General features: G+C 74.2%; 12 protein-coding genes. 7 read left to right on the plus strand and 5 right to left on the minus strand.

The window, feature by feature from the left end; translation table 11 throughout:
• Positions 1-4 precede the first annotated feature (4 nt).
• The 4 genes from AB0E05_RS27490 to AB0E05_RS27505 all read right to left on the minus strand — a co-directional run bounded on the left by AB0E05_RS27490 (position 5) and on the right by AB0E05_RS27505 (position 4,761).
• Positions 5-499, minus strand: coding sequence for a universal stress protein (locus AB0E05_RS27490; protein WP_361968186.1), 495 nt, complete (start codon positions 497-499; stop codon positions 5-7).
• A gap of 101 nt (positions 500-600) precedes the next feature.
• Positions 601-1,608 (minus strand): small ribosomal subunit Rsm22 family protein, encoded by a 1,008-nt coding sequence (locus AB0E05_RS27495; protein ID WP_361968188.1) that lies wholly within the window; start codon positions 1,606-1,608, stop codon positions 601-603.
• Positions 1,605-3,062 (minus strand): multidrug effflux MFS transporter, encoded by a 1,458-nt coding sequence (locus AB0E05_RS27500; RefSeq protein ID WP_361968190.1) that lies wholly within the window; start codon positions 3,060-3,062, stop codon positions 1,605-1,607. Before AB0E05_RS27500 ends, AB0E05_RS27495 begins: the two co-directional genes overlap by 4 nt.
• Before the next feature lie 67 nt (positions 3,063-3,129).
• A complete protein-coding gene (locus AB0E05_RS27505; RefSeq protein WP_361968192.1) occupies positions 3,130-4,761 on the minus strand; it encodes an alkaline phosphatase D family protein in 1,632 nt (543 codons plus the stop codon).
• Positions 4,762-4,915: 154 nt separating this feature from the next.
• Between AB0E05_RS27505 and AB0E05_RS27510 the strand changes: the two genes are divergently transcribed.
• The 7 genes from AB0E05_RS27510 (at position 4,916) to AB0E05_RS27540 (ending at position 13,199) form a co-directional block, all read left to right on the plus strand.
• Positions 4,916-5,677: an SDR family oxidoreductase gene (locus AB0E05_RS27510; RefSeq protein WP_361968194.1), complete on the plus strand. Its 762-nt coding sequence runs from the start codon at positions 4,916-4,918 to the stop codon at positions 5,675-5,677.
• A 25-nt stretch (positions 5,678-5,702) separates the two neighbouring features.
• A complete protein-coding gene (locus tag AB0E05_RS27515) occupies positions 5,703-6,032 on the plus strand; it encodes a MazG-like family protein (protein ID WP_361968196.1) in 330 nt (109 codons plus the stop codon).
• Between the two features lie 311 nt (positions 6,033-6,343).
• Entirely contained in the window at positions 6,344-7,501 is a 1,158-nt protein-coding gene (locus AB0E05_RS27520) for an abortive phage infection protein (protein WP_361968198.1), read from the plus strand.
• Between the two features lie 100 nt (positions 7,502-7,601).
• A complete protein-coding gene (locus AB0E05_RS27525; protein ID WP_361968200.1) occupies positions 7,602-9,221 on the plus strand; it encodes a protein kinase in 1,620 nt (539 codons plus the stop codon).
• Between the two features lie 206 nt (positions 9,222-9,427).
• The gene (locus tag AB0E05_RS27530; protein WP_361968340.1) at positions 9,428-10,189 is read left to right on the plus strand and encodes a DeoR/GlpR family DNA-binding transcription regulator; all 762 of its coding nucleotides are present in this window, start codon (positions 9,428-9,430) and stop codon (positions 10,187-10,189) included.
• Positions 10,186-11,142 (plus strand): 1-phosphofructokinase, encoded by a 957-nt coding sequence (gene pfkB / locus AB0E05_RS27535; protein ID WP_361968202.1) that lies wholly within the window; start codon positions 10,186-10,188, stop codon positions 11,140-11,142. Before AB0E05_RS27530 ends, pfkB begins: the two co-directional genes overlap by 4 nt.
• A complete protein-coding gene (locus tag AB0E05_RS27540; protein ID WP_361968204.1) occupies positions 11,139-13,199 on the plus strand; it encodes a fructose-specific PTS transporter subunit EIIC in 2,061 nt (686 codons plus the stop codon). The genes pfkB and AB0E05_RS27540 overlap by 4 nt, the downstream gene beginning before the upstream one ends.
• 74 nt (positions 13,200-13,273) lie before the next feature.
• Here AB0E05_RS27540 and AB0E05_RS27545 read toward each other — a convergent pair whose 3' ends face one another.
• Entirely contained in the window at positions 13,274-14,689 is a 1,416-nt protein-coding gene (locus AB0E05_RS27545) for an APC family permease (protein WP_361968206.1), read from the minus strand.
• Between the last annotated feature and the right edge of the window lie 101 nt (positions 14,690-14,790).

A 14,790-nucleotide genomic window follows, 5' to 3' on the forward strand; every position in this document is an offset into this window, starting at 1 on the left:
GGCCTCAGGAGGTGCCGGGGCCGCGGACGACGACCACCGGACAGGGGGCGTGTTGGGTGCAGTGCTGGGCGACCGAGCCCAGGACGGCCCCGACGAAGCCGCCGTGGCCCCGGCTGCCGACGACGAGCAGTTCCGCGTCGACTGCGGCGCTCAGCAGCGCGTCCGCGGCCGTGCTGTGGACGACGTGGGCGCGTACGGGCACGGCCGGGCTCGGGCCCGCCACCTCGGCCACCGAGTCCTTGAGCACCTTCTCGGCGACGGCGGCGGGGTCGTAGTCCCCGGTTGGCGGGGTCCAGCCGAGGGATCCGTAGTACGGCGGGAACTGCCAGGACATCACGGCGTCGACCCCGCCGTGGACGAGTGCGGCCTGGCGCAGGGCCCAGCGGAGCGCCTCCTTGGAGGAGGGGGAGCCGTCGACGCCGACGACGACGCGGCGGTTCGGCTCGGTCGGGCCGGGGGCCTCGGGATCGGTGGGGAAGGTCGCGGTTTCCTCGGACACCTCTGCCTCCGTCGTGACGTCGTGACCTCGGCGGGCCCGGTGGGCGTGCACCCGGTGCCGGGGCGGGCCCGGGCGGCGGGCGCTCCTCGTCCCATCGTCGGTCAGGCTTCCGGCGCCGGCCACTCCTCGCCCCAGTCGGCGGCGCGGGCGGCCTTGTAGGTGGCGCCCTGTCGTTTGGTGACGGTGACCCGGTCGAGGCCGTCGGCCGCGGTGCACAGGTCCAGCAGGACCAGGCCCTTGCGGATCTGGGGCCGGCGGGTGATCCGGGCGGCGGCGGGGCGCACGGGGAAGCGGGTGGCGACGACGTAGCTGAACTTCTCGTCCTCCCACGCCAGCGATCCGCCCTTGATCCGGCGGTGCAGCGAGGAGCGGCTGACGCGGGCGGAGAAGTGGCACCAGTCCGTGCCGGGGGCGATGGGGCAGGCGTCGCTGTGGGGGCAGGGGGCCGCGACGGTGAAGCCGGCGGCGACGAGCCGGTCCCGGGCGGCGATGATCCGCTGGTAGCCGTCGGGGGTGCCGGGCTCGACGATCACGACGGCGCGGGCGGCGCGGGCGGCCTCGGCGACGACGGCCGCGCGGTCGTCCTCGGTGAGTTCCTTGAGGACGTACGACACCGTGACGAGATCGGTGCTCTCGATGTGGAGCGCCGCACTGATGCGGGAGCGCTGCCAGCGGGCGGTGCGCAGCCCCGGCACGTCCGAGCCGGCCGCCAGCTCCCGCCCCAGCGCCAGCGCCGGCTCGGCCCAGTCCAGGACGGTGGTGGCGACGGGGGCGGCCCCGCCGCTCCCCCACGCGCCCGCGACCGCCCAGCTCGCCGCGCCCGTGCCGCCGCCGACGTCGGTGTGGGTGGCGGGCGCCCAGTCGGGGGCGGCGTCCCGCAGCGCGTCCAGCGCCGCCCGTACCGCCTCGTACGTCGCCGGCATCCGGTACGCCGCGTACGCCAGCACGTCGGCGCGGTCGCGCAGCACGGGTGCGTCGGTGGGCGTCTGGCCGCGGTAGCTGGCGATCAGCCGGTCGACGGCCTGCGCGGCCCGGGTCGGGGGCAGTTCGTCGATCAGCCCGGCGAGGGCGGCGCGCAGCGCGTCGGTGGTGGAGGGGGTGTCGCTCACCGATCGATTCTAGGTCCCCCCGCAAGCTCGTTCTCCTTGCCTCCCGGGCGCCCCCAGGGGCGGCACAGGAGCAGGAAGCAGCAGACCGCCGCCAGGGCGCAGCCGAGCTGGACGACGGCCATGGGGACCGCCGTGGCCTCGCCCGCGATGCCGACGAAGGGCGAGGCGAGCGCGCCCAGGAGGAAGGAGGACGTGCCGATCAGCGCGGACGCGGAGCCTGCCGCGTGCGGGGTGCGCATCAGGGCGAGGGCGTTGGTGTTCGGCATGATCAGGCCCTGCGCGGCCATCATCACGAAGAGTCCGCTGGCGATCCCCACCAGCCCGACGTCGCCGAAGGCGCCCGCCGTCATCAGGACCAGGGCGACGCCGGCGAGGACGATCACGGCGAGGCCGACGCCGAGCGCCTTGTCCAGGCTGACCCGGCCGGCGAGGACCCGGCCGTTGAGCTGGCCGACGGCGATCAGGCCGATCGAGTTGAGGCCGAAGAGCAGGCTGTAGGTCTGGGTGGAGGCGCCGTGGATCTCCTGGATGACGAAGGGGGACGCGGTGATGTAGGCGAACAGCACCGCGAAGGAGAGCCCGCCGGTGAGCACGTAGCCGGTGAAGACCCGGTCGCCGAGCAGTCCGCGCATGGTGCGCAGGGCGGGTCGCACGCCGCCGCCGTGCCGGCGTTCGCGCGGCAGGGTCTCGGGGAGCCAGGTGAAGGCGACCGCGGTCAGCAGGACGCCGACGACGGTGAGGACGACGAAGATGCCGCGCCAGTCCGTGAAGCGCAGCACCTGCGCGCCGATCAGCGGGGCGACGATCGGGGCGACGCCGGAGACCAGCATCAGGGTCGAGAAGAACCGGGCCATCTCGACGCCCTCGTACAGGTCGCGGACGACGGCGCGGGCGATCACGATGCCCGCGGCGCCGGACAGCCCCTGGAGGAGGCGGAAGACGACGAGCAGCGTGGCGTCCGGGGCGACGGCGCACAGCGCGGTGGCGACGACGTACACGACCATGCCGACCAGCAGCGGGCCCCGTCGGCCCCACTTGTCACTCATGGGACCCACCACGAGCTGGCCGAGCGCGAGGCCGGCGATGCAGGTGGTGAGGGTGAGTTGGACGGTCGAGGCCGGCGCTGCCAGCGCGTCGGTGACGGCGGGCAGCGCCGGGAGGTACATGTCCATGGAGAGCGGCGGGAGGGCGGTGAGCCCGCCGAGCACCAGGGTGACCAGCAGACCGACGCGACGGGCGGCGACGCCCCCTTGGACGTGTCGGAGCGGGGGGTCCTCCGGCGACCGGGCCGGCCCCGGGACCACGGCCTCGTCGACCGTGGGAACCGGGACCACGGGGTCCGGAGCCGCGGGGGCCGGGACCGCGGCGACCGGGGCAGCGGGGGCCGGGCCCCCGTCGGGTATGTCGCCTTCGTTCCCCGCCGTGCCGGTCGGGCCGCTCTCCGGCCTGGTCATGGATCCTCCGCTGGGTAGGTGTGCCGCCCATGTTCTCAGCCCGCCGGGGGCGAAGGGGGCACGGGCGTCACGCCGGATGCAGGCCCGGGTCCCCGGCGAGCGTCACGAACGACGCCGCGGTGCCGATCGGCGCGCCCGGCACCGTCACGGCGGGCACCGTGCGGAAGTCCGCCCGCGCCGCCTCCTCGCCGAGCGTGACGGTGAGATAGCCGCGGCGACCGTTGTAGTACCGCAGGTGCGGATTGGCCCGGGTCAGGGTCTCCCAGTTGGCGGGCCGGTCCGCGCCGTCCCGGCCGCTGCTGATGGAGGTGGCGACGAGTTCGGTGCCGAGGGTGCGCGAGGTGGGGTCGTCCCAGTCCTCCTTGAGGTCGAAGCCGTAGCCGACGTGCACGTCGCCCGTGAGGACCACCAGGTTCTCCACGCCGGCCGCCCGCGCCCCGGCGAGCACCCGGTCCCGCGACGCCGGATAGCCGTCCCAGGCGTCCATGCTCAGCCGGTGCGCGTCCGACGGCACGTCGCGCCTGCGGGCGAACACGACCTGCTGCGGCACCACGTTCCAGCGGGCGTCGGAGCGCTGCCAGCCGTCGAACAGCCAGCGCTCCTGGCGCTCGCCGGTCATGGTCCGCGCCGGGTCCTGCGACTCGGGTCCCGGCACCTGCCAGCCGTCGCCGTACGCCTGGTTGGAGCGGTACTGCCGGGTGTCGAGGACGTCGAACTGCGCCAGCCGCCCGAAGTGCAGCCGCCGGTACAGCTTCATGTCCGGGCCGGTGGGCCGCTGCGGCATCCGCAGCGGCTGGTTCTCCCAGTACGCGCGGTAGGCGGCGGCGCGGCGCAGCAGGAACTCCTCCGGGGGCACGTCGTTCTCCGGGTCGCCGCCCGCGTAGTTGTTCTCCGTCTCGTGGTCGTCCCAGGTCAGGACGAAGGGGTGGGCGGCGTGCGCGGCCTGCAGATCGGGGTCGGTCCGGTAGAGGCCGTAGCGCAGCCGGTAGTCCTCCAGGGTCGTCGTCTCGCGGTTGAAGCGGGTGGGCAGCCGGCGGTCGGTGTAGGCGCGGGCGCCGCCGGTGGCGTTCACGGCGTACTCGTACAGGTAGTCGCCGAGGTGGAAGACGGCGTCGAGCTCCTCGGCGGCGAGGTGCGCGTAGGGGGTGAAGTAGCCGTCGTGGTACGCCTGGCAGGAGACGGCGGCGAACCGCAGCTCCCGGACGCGGGCGTCGCGGGCGGGCGCGGTCCTGGTGCGGCCGACGGGGCTGAGCCACGTCCCGGTGCGGAAGCGGTAGTAGTACACCCGGTCCGGGTCGAGCCCGGTCACCTCGACGTGCAGGCTGTGGTGCACCTCGGGGTGCGCGGTGGCGGTGCCGCGCCGCGCGACCCTGGTGAAGCGGGCGTCGTGCGCCACCTCCCAACGGACGGTGTACGTGCCGCGCGGCAGCCCGCTGCCGGGTTCGTACGGGCGCGGCGCGAGCCGGGTCCACAGCAGGACGGAGCTGGGCTGCGGGTCCCCCGAGGCGACGCCCAGCGTGAAGGGGTCGGCCTTCAGCGCGGCGGCGTCGGCCGCGGCGGCGTGCGCGCTGCCCGGCAGGTTGGTGGTGAAGGCGAGGACGGCGGCGGCGCCCGCGGCGGTGAGGATCCGACGGCGGCCGATCGCGGCCCCGATGTGTCGTGCGGCTGCGCGGAGTTCGTCCGGATGCGTGGGTCTCATGGGTGGTGGCCCCTCCCCTTGCGGCGGTTGTCCTTCCGCATGGGAGTGGCAGCGGGCGTCCCGGTGCCGTCGAACACGGGGCCGGCGGATGACGGCCCGATGACGTCCCGGCGCGCGTGCGGGGCGGCGGGGTACGGGGCTACGCTCCGGCCCCATGAACACTCAGCCCACGGGGGCGAAGGTCGCGGTGGTGACGGGCGGCGGCTCCGGGATCGGCCGGAGCGTGGCCCTGGCGCTGGCGGGCGCGGGTTGGTCGGTCGCGGTGGCCGGACGGCGGGCGGACGCGCTGGCGCAGACGGCGTCGTTGGCGGGCGGGAACGTGCTGTGCGTTCCCACGGATGTGACGTCACCCGCAGATGTGACCACGCTCTTCACCACCGTCAGCCGGGATTGCGGACGTGTCGACCTGCTGTTCAACAACGCGGGTGCGTCGGGGCCGCGCGGGGTCGCCTTCGCGGACCTGACGCACGAGGACTGGCTCCGCGTCGTCGACGTGAACCTGACGGGCTCGTTCCTGTGCGCACAGGCCGCGTTCCGGATGATGCGCGACCAGTCCCCACAGGGCGGTCGGATCATCAACAACGGCTCGATCTCCGCGCACGTGCCGCGCCCGCACTCCGCGCCGTACACCGCGACGAAGCACGCGGTCACCGGCCTGACGCGCTCCCTGTCCCTGGACGGCCGCCCGTACTCCATCGCCTGCGGGCAGATCGACGTCGGGAACGCGGCGACCGAGATGACGGAGCGCATGACGGCCGGGATCCTCCAGGCCAACGGGGAGACGGCGGCAGAACCGGTGATGGACGTGGCGGACGTGGCCCGCACGGTGCTGCACATGGCGGAGCTGCCGCTGTCGGCGAACGTGCAGTTCGCAACGGTGATGGCGACGACGATGCCGTACGTCGGGCGGGGTTGACGGCGCCGTGGCAGTCTTGCCGCCCATGGACGAGATCGATGCCCCCGACGCCATCTGGCCCACCGTCGAACGCCTGCGCGCCTGGCTGGACGCGGCGAACGACCGCCCCGCCGAGCAGGAGGTGCTGCTGCGGGTGCTGAAGCTGGCGGAGGAGGTCGGGGAGACGGCCCAGGCGGTCATCGGCGCGACGGGGCAGAACCCGCGGAAGGGGCACTCGCACACGTGGCGGGACGTGGAGTCGGAGTTGTGCGACGTGATCCTCACGGCGATGGTGGCGCTGCGGACGCTGACGCCGGACGCGGAGGCGGTGTTCCACCGCCACGTCGACGAGGTGTCCCACCGCGCCTTCTCGTGACCGCGAGCCCGTTGCACGGCCTCCAGCGCCACGTGACGTACCCGCCGTAGCACTGCGGCGCGTTGGTCGCTACGGGCCGTCCGCACGGACGGCCCGCAGACGTCAATGCCTTCCGCAGGGAAACGGCGGGTGGAGTAGCTGGGGGGGGGCACAGCTGCGCGGGAAGCTTCCGCAGAGCGTGCTCCTTTGGTCGCGGCCCGGCGGCCGAACGCTCATCCCTTCGTCACCCGACCGCAGACCATCGACCGACCCGCAACCCCCTTCCCCCGCCCCAGACTTGGGGCGGCAACCAACCCAGGGGAGGGCACATCGTGAGCCACGGAAGCACGGCGCACAACCGTCGCGGCGGGATCAGCAGGGCGCAGTTCCTGGCGGCGGCGGGGGCCGTGGGGGCCGCCGTCCCGCTGGGGGCGGCCGGTGGGACGGCCGCCGCCGCACCCCCTCCCCGGCGCGGCGTGCGCTACCGCAGCGTCTGCTACACCCTCGTCCCCGGCGAAACCCCCGGCACCGCCTGGAGCGCCCGCCGCATGCGCAGCGACCTGCGGGCCATCGCCCGGGACCTGCACGCGAACTCCGTGAAGGTGACGGGCGACGGCGTGGACCGGCTGACCGCGACCGCGTCCGAGGCGGTCGAGCGCGGCCTCCACGTCTGGCTGGAGCCCACCCTCAGCGACCGCCCGCAGCAGGAGACGCTGGACCACCTCGCGGAGACGGGGCGGCACGCGGAGCGGCTGCGTCGGCAGGGCGCGGACGTCCACCTCAGCGTGGGCTGCGAGTTCTGGCTGCTCGTACCGGGGATCGTGCCGGGCGAGACCGTGCTGGACCGGATCAAGAACCTCCAGGACGGCACCGTCGACTTCGTCGACATGCAGCGCAAGCTGGACGCCTTCACGGCCCGCGCCGCGGCCGTCGGCCGGTCCGTCTTCCGCGGGCCGCTCGGCTACGCCGCGGCCCAGGACGACCGGGTCGACTGGAACCTCTTCGACGTCGTCGGCATCGACTACTACTCGGCCTTCCCGCGCCGCGAGAGCCATGTGCGCGAGTTGCGGAAGCACCTGCGGTGGGGCAAGCCGCTGGCGATCACGGAGTTCGGGACGTGCGCGTACGAGGGGGCGCCGCAGACCGGCGGCATGGGGTGGGACGTGGTCGACCACACCAAGCAGCCGCCCGAGATCGTGGGGAACCCGGTGCGCAGCGAGCGCACCCAGGCCGCGTACGTGAGCGAACTGCTGGACGTCTTCGAGGAGATGGGACTGTACGCGGCGATGGCCTTCGAGTTCCTCACGGCGGACGCCCCGCACCGCGCCGACTCCCCGCGGCACGACCTCGACCTGGCGTCGTACGCGATCGTGAAGCCGATCAAGGACGAACCGGCCGACCCGGCGTCGGACTGGCACTGGGAGCCGAAGGAGGCGTTCCACGCGCTGGCCCGGCGCTACGCCCGCTACGACCGCGACCGACGCACCTGAAAACCGCCTCCACGGGCCGTCCACAAGGGCGTCACAACCGGAGGGGAACGACGTCCGGGCCGGCGGTGGGGCGTCATGGGCACCACCTAGGGTGTTCCCCATGAACGCACCGGGGGACGTGGTCGACGACCGGTTCGAGTTGGTCGAGCCACTGGGCAGCGGCGGCATGGGGACGGTCTGGCGGGCGTGGGACAGCGCGCTGCACCGCGAGGTCGCCCTGAAGGCCGTGCGCCCCGATGCCGCCGCGTCCGACGCCGTACGGGAGCGGGTGCTGCGCGAGGCCCGGGCGCTGGCCCGGCTGAGCCATCCGCACGTGGTGACCGTGCACCACATCGTGGTCGCCGATCCGCACCCCTGGATCGTGATGGAGCTGGTGCCGGGCGGCTCGCTCCAACAGCGCCTGCACGAGGGGACCCTGTCCCCCGTGGAGGCCGCGCGGGTCGGCCGGCAGATGCTGTCGGCGCTGCACGCGGCGCACGCGGCCGGCATCCAGCACCGGGACGTGAAGCCGGCGAACGTGCTGCTGCGGCCCGACGGGGTCGCGGTGCTCACGGACTTCGGCATCGCGGCCCTCCAGGGGAGCAGTTCGCTGACGCAGACCGGTGAGCTGGTCGGCACGGTGGAGTACATGGCGCCGGAGCGGATCCGCGGCCAGAACGACGACCCGGCGTCGGACCTGTGGTCCCTGGGCCTGGTGCTGTACGCCTGTGTGGAGGGCGTCTCACCGCTCCGGCGCGACAACACCTTCGCCACCCTGGCGGCGGTCCTCGACGATCCGATACCGGCGCCCGTGCGGTCGGGGCCGCTGGCGCCGGCGCTCGGGGCGCTGCTGGTGCGGGACCCGGCGCAACGGCCGGACGCGGCCCGGCTGGACGCACTGCTCGTGCAGGTGGAGTCCGGAGCGGCCACGCTGGCTGGGGCCCCGCAGGGATGGGCGCGGTCCGCGGCACCGGCGCCGGTGCAGAGCGCGTACCCGGCGCACCACGGCGTCGCGCACCCGGGCGCTTCGGCCCGTACGCACGTCGGACACCGCGCCCCGGCTCCGGCCCCGGTTCCCGTCCCGGCGCAGGGGCCGCCACCGACCTCCGGGCGCGCTGCTGCGGCGTCCGCTCCGCCTGCGCGGCGCGCCCGTAGCCGTATGCCCCTGATCGTCGCCGCGGTCTCCACGGTCGTGGCGGTCGCGCTGGGGACGGCGCTGGTCCTGACGCTGCGCCAGGACGACAAGGGGGCGGACGGCGCCTCCGGTGCGCCGGACGTCGGGGCGTCCACGTCGACGGGGGCCACGTCGTCGCCGCGGCCGTCCGAGGAGAACCCCTCGCCGTTGCAGCCGCCCGGATCCGGCCCCGGGAACAGCCCGGCGAACCCCGTCCCCCCGGCCAGACCGCCGGCCGGCGGGCAGTGGATCGCCCAGGTGCTGTCGGAGCCGACGTCCACGGGCCCGGCCTCCCGGGACGAGAAGCTGGCACGGATCCGGCAGATCGTGCCGGACGTGAAGTACGTGCGCAGCGACGACTACGCGTCCCTGCGCCCGGGTTACTGGATCTTCTACGCGCCCGGCCCGTTCAAGAACGGCAAGGCGGCGCTGGCGTACTGCGAGGACCGCGGCATGCCGTCGGCGAACGACTGCTTCGGGCGCTTCTTGAGCAAGCGTCCGGGGGACTTCCCCCTCCAGTGCCGTCCGCCGTTGGACGAGCCCAAGGGCCGCTGCACCCGCGCCTAGGGCCTCGTCACAAGCCCGGTCAGTCGGCCGTCAGATGGGCCAACGGCGTACGGCCGGGAGCCCAGCGTCACCAGGCGGAAGAGGCGGGCGGCCCAGCGGTGCGCCCCGCGTCCCCGCCCCGCGCCCAGTTGTGTTTACTTCCCGGACACCGCGCCGTACCGTGCATCGAAACCACATGTTCGGACATGGAACGGATGCAATCCCACATGTACGCACCGGAGCGGCAGCAAGAGATCCTGCGGCTCGCCCGCGCGGGCGGACGTGTCGACGTGCTCTCGCTCGCCGAGGAGTTCCAGGTCACCGCGGAGACCATCCGACGCGATCTGAAGGCGCTGGACCGCTCCGGACTCGTCCGCCGGGTCCACGGCGGCGCCATCCCCACCGGCCGGCTGGACTTCGAACCGGACCTCTCCGAACGCGAGGCCACCGCGGCGGACGAGAAGGACCGCATCGCCCGCGCCGCCCTCGCCGAACTCCCCGAGGACGGCAGCGTGGTCCTCGACGCGGGGTCCACGGTCGGCCGGCTCGCCGCCGCCTTCCCGCTGGAGCGCTCGCTGACCGTCGTCACCCACGCGCTGCCGCTGGCCGTGCGCCTCGCCGACCACCCCGGGATCGATCTGCACCTGGTCGGCGGCCGGGTCCGGCACCGCACGCGCGCCGCGGTCGACGCCTGGGCGCTGCGCGCGTACGGCGAGGTCCGCGCCGACGTCGTCTTCCTCGGCGCCAACGGCTTCTCCACCGCGCACGGCCTCACCACCCCCGACCTCGCCGAGGCCGCCGTCAAGCGGGCGCTGCTGACCGCCGCCCGGCGGGTGGTGCTGCTGGCCGACTCCACCAAGCACGGGGCGGAGCACTTCGCCCGCTTCGGCGACCTCGCGGACGTGGACCTGCTGATCACCGACACCGGCCTCTCCCCCGAGGACGCGGCGGGCATCGCGGCCGGCGGCACGGAGGTCGTCCGCGCGTGATCGTCACCGTCACCCCGAACCCGTCCCTGGACCGTACGTACGAGGTGCCCGCGCTGGCGCGCGGCGCGGTGCTGCGGGCGGCGACCGAGCGCATGGACCCCGGGGGCAAGGGCGTGAACGTCTCCCGGGCCGTGGCCGCCGCCGGCCGTCGCACCGTTGCCGTCATGCCGCTCGGCGGGGCCCCCGGCGCGCTCGTCGCCCGCCTCCTCGTCGAGCAGGGCATCGCGGTGGCGAGCGTGCCCGTCACCGGCGTGACCCGGTCGAACGTCGCGCTCGCCGAGCCCGACGGCACCCTGACGAAGATCAACGCGCCCGGTCCCGAGCTGTCGGCGACCGAGGCGGACGCCCTGCTGACCGAGGTGCTGTCCCTGGCGTCGGCGTCACGCGCCTGGGTCGCCTGCTGCGGCAGCCTGCCGCGCGGGGTGCGCCCCGAGTGGTACGCCACCCTCGTCGCGCGCGCCCGCGCGGCCGGCGCCCGCGTCGCCGTCGACACCTCAGGACCGGCGCTGCTCGCGGCCCTCCGCGCGCGCCCCGAGGTGGTCAAGCCGAACGTCCACGAACTCGCCGAGGCCGTCGGCCGCACCCTGCGCACCGTCGGGGACGTCGTCACCGCGGCCGATGAGGTGCGCGCGCTGGGCGCGGGCGCGGTGCTCGCCAGCCTCGGCGCGGACGGCCAGGTCCTGGTCACCGAGGACGGCGTCCGGTACGGGCACGCCGCGGTGGGCGCCGTGCGCAGCGACGTCGGCGCGGGCGACGCCTCGCTCGCCGGCTTCCTCGCCGCGGGCGGGGAGGGCGCAGCGGCGCTGGCGGCGGCCGTCGCGCACGGCGCCGCGGCCGTCCAGCTCGCCGGCAGCCTGATGCCGACCCCGGCCGACCTCGCGCCCAAGGCCGTCACCGTGACCCGGGACGCCCCGCTGACCAAGGCACTCACGGAGCAAGGGAGCCCGCGATGAGCGAGATGATCACCGCGGACCTGGTCGACCTCGACCTGGCCGCCACCACGAGGGAGGCGGCGGTCCGCTCCCTGACCGAACGCATGGCGGCGCGCGGCCGGATCACCGACGTCGAGGGCTTCCTCGCGGACGTGGCGGCGCGCGAGGCCCGGCTGCCGACGGGTCTGGAGGGCGGCATCGGCGTACCGCACGCCCGCAGCGCCCACGTCACCGAGCCGACGCTGGCGTTCGGCCGGCGCGTGACGTCCTTCGGCCGCACCGGTTCGGGCATCGACTTCGGGGCGCCGGACGGGCCCGCCGACCTGATCTTCCTCATCGCGGCGCCGGCGGGCGCGGACGACGCCCATCTGACGATCCTGTCGGGGCTGGCCCGCCGCCTGGTGGACGGGGCCTTCACGGACGCGCTGCGCCGGGTGGCCGACCCGGCAGCCGCGGCTGCCCTGCTGCGCGGCGACGCCGAAGGCTCCACGAAGGGCGCCGACGGACCGTCGGACACCCGGCACGACTTCGCGTCGGACCGCGTGCCCACCGCCGTCTGCACCGACTCCCCCGACGACGCGAGCGACGACGCCGCCAGCCGACCGGTCGACGCGCCGTCGTTCCGGATCGTGGCGGTCACCTCCTGCCCCACCGGCATCGCACACACCTATCTGGCCGCCGAGGCGCTCCAGCGCGCCGCCGAGGACCGGGGCGTGCACCTGGACGTCGAGACCCAGGGCTCGGCCGGCTTCACCCGGCTGGACCCCGCTCTCATCAAGGCGGCCGACGGGGTCGTCTTCGCACACGACGTGCCCGTACGGGAGCGGGCGCGCTTCGCCGGCAAGCCCGCCGTCGACGTCGGCGTGAAGGCCGGCATCGACCGGCCCGGCCAGCTGATCGACGAGGTGCGGGCCAGGGCGGAGCGCGGCGAGGTGGCCGAGCCGACCGCCACCGCGGGCGCTCCGGTGGATGCGGCCGGCGAGCCCGGCGACGGCTACGGCACCCGGCTGCGCACCTGGCTGATGAGCGGCGTCAGCTACATGGTCCCGTTCGTCGCGGCCGGCGGTCTGCTGATCGCCCTCGCCTTCGCGATCGGCGGCCACGAGATCAACGGGGCGAAGTCCGTCGCCGAGCACTTCGCCTGGACGGAGAGCGCCAGTTGGGCCGCGCTGCTGTTCCAGACGGGCGGGCTGGCCTTCGGCTTCCTGGTGCCGGTGCTCGCCGGCTACATCGCGTACGGCATGGCCGACCGGCCCGGTCTCGCCCCCGGCTTCGTCGGCGGCGCCGTCGCGCTCACCATCGAGGCGGGCTTCCTCGGCGGGCTGATCGCCGGCCTGATCGCGGGCGGCGTCGTGCTGGCGGTGAGACGGGTGCGGGTGCCGGCCCCGCTGCGGGGCGTCATGCCGGTCGTCGTGATCCCGCTCGTGTCGTCCGCCGCCGTCGGCTTCCTGATGTTCCTGGTCGTGGGCAGGCCGGTGGCCGAGTTGCAGGAGGCGCTCACCGACTGGCTGTCGGGGCTCTCCGGCGAGGGCGCGGTGACCCTGGGCGTGGTGCTGGGCCTGATGATGTGCTTCGACCTCGGCGGCCCGCTGAACAAGGTGGCGTACGCCTTCGCCGTCGGCGGGCTCGCCGCCCCGAACGAGGGCTCCTTGAAGGTCATGGCGGCGGTGATGGCCGCGGGCATGGTGCCGCCGCTGGCGATGGCGCTGGCGACGGTGGTGCGGGCCCGGCTGTTCACCCGGGCCGAGCGGGAGAACGGGAAGGCGGCGTGGGTGCTGGGCTCCTCGTTCATCACCGAGGGCGCGATCCCGTTCGCCGCGGGCGATCCGCTGCGGGTGATCCCGGCGGCCATGGCGGGCGGCGCGGTGACCGGCGGGCTGTCCATGGCGTTCGACTGCACCCTGCGCGCACCGCACGGCGGCGTGTTCGTGGTGCCGCTGATCGGCAACCCCTGGCTGTACCTGGTCGCGATCGTGGCCGGCACGCTGGTGAGCACGGCCCTGGTGGTGCTGCTGAAGAGCCTGCGGACCGAGCCGGCCCGGGGCGTGCCCGCCGAGGAGGCGCTGGCGCCCGCGTAGGACGACGGCGACGCGCGCGTGCCGCACCCCGTCGCGGGGGCGCGGCACGCGCGCCGCGGTGCCTGCCTCGTACGTCAGCGGGTGGGCGTCGTCTCCGGGGAGTCGAGCGGTGCGACCTGACCCTCCTCCGGGGTCGGCCGGCCGTCCTCCGCCCCGTCCATGTGCAGCTCGGGCGGCTGCCGGGTGAAGAAGCGGGTGGTGATCGCGAGGATGACGAGCCCCGCGCCCATCCACACCAGGCCGACGACGAAGGTCGTGCCCGTCAGGCTGGTCCACAGCCACACCGTGGTGGCGAAGCCGAGGCCCGGCAGGACTCCGTTGACCAGCAGGGACCTCGCGGTGAGCGGGCCGCGGCCGGCGCCGAAGAGGTAGTGCTTGACGACGCTCAGGTTGACCATGGAGAACGCCGCCAGCGCACCGAAGTTGATCATGACGACGGCCTGATCGAGGGTGAGGACCACGGAGAGGCAGGCGACGGCCGAGACCATCACGAGCGCACCGACGGGGGTGCCGAAGCGCGGGTGCAGCCGTCCGAAGACGCGCCGCGGCAGCAGCCCGTCGCGCCCCATGGAGAAGATGATCCGGGAGACGCTCGCCTGCGAGACCATCGCGGAGCCGAAGCAGCCCAGCACGTAGACCGCGGTGAACGCGGCGCTCAGCCCGCTGCCGCCGATCGTCTCCATCAGTTCGGCGCCCGCCGAGTCCGGGTCGGTGAACTGCCCGTCGGGGCGGACCAGGGAGCCGATCCAGGCGACGAGGATGAACAGCCCGCCGCCGATCGCCGTGGTCAGGATGATGCCGAGGGGCACGGTCCGCCGCGGCTCGTGGGCCTCCTCCGCGAGCGTGGACACCGCGTCGAAGCCGAGGAAGCTCAGCGCCAGGATCGCCGCGCCGCCGGCGAGCAGCGACCACTGGTCGGACGCCGGCACGAAGGACTGGAACAGGTCCCCCGCCGCCACCTCGGACTTCGCACCGCCGACGAAGACGAACACGGCCAGCAGCAGCCCCGTCACACCCATGATCAGTGCGGTGATCCGGCTGACGAACTTCACGCCCAGCACGTTGAACACCAGCACCACGAGGAGCACGAGCACGCTCCAGACGCCCTGCGGCACCCCGGGGAACTGCGCGTGCAGATAGATGCCGGCGAGCAGGAAGGACACCATCGGCAGGAAGAGGTAGTCCAGCATCAGCGTCCAGCCGGTGAGGAAGCCGACGTGGCCGCCGAAGACCTTCTGCGAGTACTTGTAGGCCGATCCCGCCGTCGGATAGCTGCGCACCATCCGCCCGTAACTGTGTGCCGTCAGCAGCATCACGCCGAGTGCCAGCACATAGGCCGCGGGCAGGTGTCCGCCCGTTTCGTCATTCACGATGCCGTAAGTGGTGAAGACCGCGACGGGCGACATGTAGGTGAGGCCGAACAGGACGATCGCGGGCAACCGCAGTACGCGCGTCAGCCGAGGCGCATTTTCAGTGGTGGTACTGGACACCGGCTCTTTTCCTCTCCGCGCCCGTCGGGTTCAACGGGGGATCCATCGATTCCCGAAGAGTGGCAAACCCCAGGCCAGGACGGACATACGTAATCTTACGG

The organism is Streptomyces sp. NPDC048057 (genome assembly GCF_040653095.1).
Taxonomy (GTDB): domain Bacteria; phylum Actinomycetota; class Actinomycetes; order Streptomycetales; family Streptomycetaceae; genus Streptomyces.

Coding starts and splice junctions, on each gene's coding strand:
- AB0E05_RS27500 (WP_361968190.1), bottom strand. CDS start 3,062: ATGACCAGGCCGGAGAGCGGCCCGACCGGCACGGCGGGGAACGAAGGC.
- AB0E05_RS27505 (WP_361968192.1), bottom strand. CDS start 4,761: ATGAGACCCACGCATCCGGACGAACTCCGCGCAGCCGCACGACACATC.
- AB0E05_RS27510 (WP_361968194.1), top strand. CDS start 4,916: ATGAACACTCAGCCCACGGGGGCGAAGGTCGCGGTGGTGACGGGCGGC.
- AB0E05_RS27515 (WP_361968196.1), top strand. CDS start 5,703: ATGGACGAGATCGATGCCCCCGACGCCATCTGGCCCACCGTCGAACGC.
- AB0E05_RS27525 (WP_361968200.1), top strand. CDS start 7,602: ATGAACGCACCGGGGGACGTGGTCGACGACCGGTTCGAGTTGGTCGAG.
- AB0E05_RS27530 (WP_361968340.1), top strand. CDS start 9,428: ATGTACGCACCGGAGCGGCAGCAAGAGATCCTGCGGCTCGCCCGCGCG.
- AB0E05_RS27540 (WP_361968204.1), top strand. CDS start 11,139: ATGAGCGAGATGATCACCGCGGACCTGGTCGACCTCGACCTGGCCGCC.